This is a genomic window from Herbaspirillum sp. B65, assembly GCF_000333555.1.
In the GTDB taxonomy this organism is placed as follows: Bacteria; Pseudomonadota; Gammaproteobacteria; order Burkholderiales; family Burkholderiaceae_D; genus Herbaspirillum; species Herbaspirillum rubrisubalbicans.
The window spans coordinates 1-1,919 of the sequence record NZ_BADI01000451.1 but is presented as its reverse complement, the minus strand read 5'-3'; the positions used below and the strand labels follow the sequence as shown (position 1 = coordinate 1,919).

At 63.2% G+C, this 1,919-nt stretch carries 3 protein-coding genes; 1 reads left to right on the top strand and 2 read right to left on the bottom strand.

The window, feature by feature from the left end; translation table 11 throughout:
* Positions 1-14: 14 nt before the first annotated feature.
* Positions 15-464 carry a GNAT family N-acetyltransferase gene (locus tag I5W_RS10735; protein WP_044529215.1) on the top strand — a complete coding sequence of 150 codons (450 nt, stop codon included), beginning with the start codon at positions 15-17 and terminating at the stop codon, positions 462-464.
* Positions 465-476: 12 nt separating this feature from the next.
* On the opposite strand, the gene I5W_RS10730 is transcribed toward I5W_RS10735, so the two are convergent.
* Positions 477-1,412: a CysB family HTH-type transcriptional regulator gene (locus I5W_RS10730; protein WP_017454239.1), complete on the bottom strand. Its 936-nt coding sequence runs from the start codon at positions 1,410-1,412 to the stop codon at positions 477-479.
* The coding region (locus I5W_RS10725) for a TOBE-like domain-containing protein (protein ID WP_044529214.1) at positions 1,409-1,919 on the bottom strand (511 nt) is incomplete at its 5' end. The genes I5W_RS10725 and I5W_RS10730, both read right to left, overlap by 4 nt.

The following is a 1,919-nucleotide window of genomic DNA, read 5'->3' as shown; positions in this document are numbered from 1 at the left end:
CCGCATACAGTGCACTGCACATCCGCAGTGCGCAGCAAGATGACTACCCGCAATGGAAGATCCTGTGGGATGACTACAATGCCTTCTACGGCCGCAGCGGCGCCACCGCCCTGCCCCTGCAGATCACCCATGCGACCTGGTCGCGCATCCACGATGCCAGCGAGCCGGTCCATGCCCTGGTGGCCGAATCGGAGGGCAAGCTGCTGGGCCTGGCGCATTACCTCTACCACCGCAACACCATCCTGATCGGCCCGACCTGCTACCTGCAAGACCTGTTTACCACCGAAGCCGCCCGTGGGCGCGGGGTGGCGCGCGCACTGATCGAGCAACTGTATCGGCGCGCCGCCGATGAAGGGGCCGAGCGGGTGTACTGGCACACCCATCACAGCAACGCCACGGCGCGCCGGCTCTACGACACGCTGGCCATCGATTCCGGCTTCATCGTCTATCGCAAGAACCTGTAACGCACGCCGCGCTCAAGACTGAGCATTGGCCTCATTGAGCGCATTGACGATGTCGGCACGCTTGAGGTCAGGCGCGAACTGCTGGATGAAATCAAAGGCATAGCCGCGCAGGTAGGCTCCGCGCCGCACCGCCAGACGGGCGATGTTGGCCTTGAACAGGTGCGAGGCCTGGATGGCGACCATCTCCTGGTGCTTGCCCTGGTCCACCGCCATCGAGGCCACCAGGCCCACCCCCATACCCAGCGAGACGTATTGCTGGATCACGTCGGAGTCCATGGCAGTGAGCACGATGTCGGGTTCAATACCGGCCTGACGGAAGGCTTCGTCGATATGACCACGGCCGGTAAAGCCGACGTCATAGGTAATCAACGGCCAGGTGCCGAGATCTTCCAGCGTGACTTCTTCCAGCCCCAACAGCGGATGGCCCTTGGGCACCACGATCACGTGGCTCCAGGTATAACAGGGGAAGGACACCAGTTCCTTGAACTGCGACAGGCCCTCGGTGGCGATGCCGATGTCGGCCTTGCCCGAGATGACCCATTCGGCGATGTGTTCCGGTGCGCTCTGCTGCAGGGCGATGCGCACCTGCGGGAAGGCATCGCGGAAGGCCTGCACCACGCGCGGCAGCACATAGCGCGCCTGGGTGTGGGTGGTGGCAATGGAGAGCGTGCCGCTCTGCTCGCCGGCGTATTCCTTGCTGGCGCGGCGCAGGTTCTCGGCCTCCAGCAAGAGCCGCTCGACGATGCCTAGAATGCCCTTGCCGGGTTCGGTGAGACCGGTCAGGCGCTTGCCGTTGCGCTCGAAGATTTCCACGCCCAGTTCTTCTTCCAGTTCGCGGATCTGGCGGCTCACGCCGGGTTGCGAAGTGAACAGGACATTGGCCACTTCGGTGAGGTTGAAGCCGCAGCGCGCGGCTTCGCGGATGGAACGCAATTGCTGGAAATTCATCGTGCCTGCCCTCCTTCCTGCTGGGCGAAGACCTGCAGGCGGCGCGGACGCACCACCAGGGTTTCACCATTCTTCAAGCCCAGTTGAGCAAAACGTTCATTGGGAATGACCGCCTCGATCAGCTCGGCATTGTCATCGCGCTCCAGTTCCAGTTGCGCCAGCGGACCGATGGCGTGGGCACGACGCAGTTGCACCACGATGCCCTGAGCGCCGGGGGTATAGCGTTCCACATCGAGATCATGCGGACGCACGAAACCCACGCCCGCGGCATCGCGGATATCGTCATGCCCGGGCGCTTCGAAACGGGCGCCACCGGCATCGAGCACGCCTTCGTGCAGACGACCGTGGAACAGGTTCACATTGCCCAGGAAGCCATAGACGAAGGGCGAGGCCGGATGGTTATAGACCGCTTCGGGGGTACCGATCTGCTCGACCTGTCCCTTGTTCATCAACACCACCTGGTCGGCCACTTCCAGCGCCTCTTCCTGGTCGTGGGTGACGAAGATG

Bases quoted from the DNA above. Each gene is read 5' to 3' on its own strand.
- I5W_RS10730 (WP_017454239.1), bottom strand. From the start codon at position 1,412: ATGAATTTCCAGCAATTGCGTTCCATCCGCGAAGCCGCGCGCTGCGGC.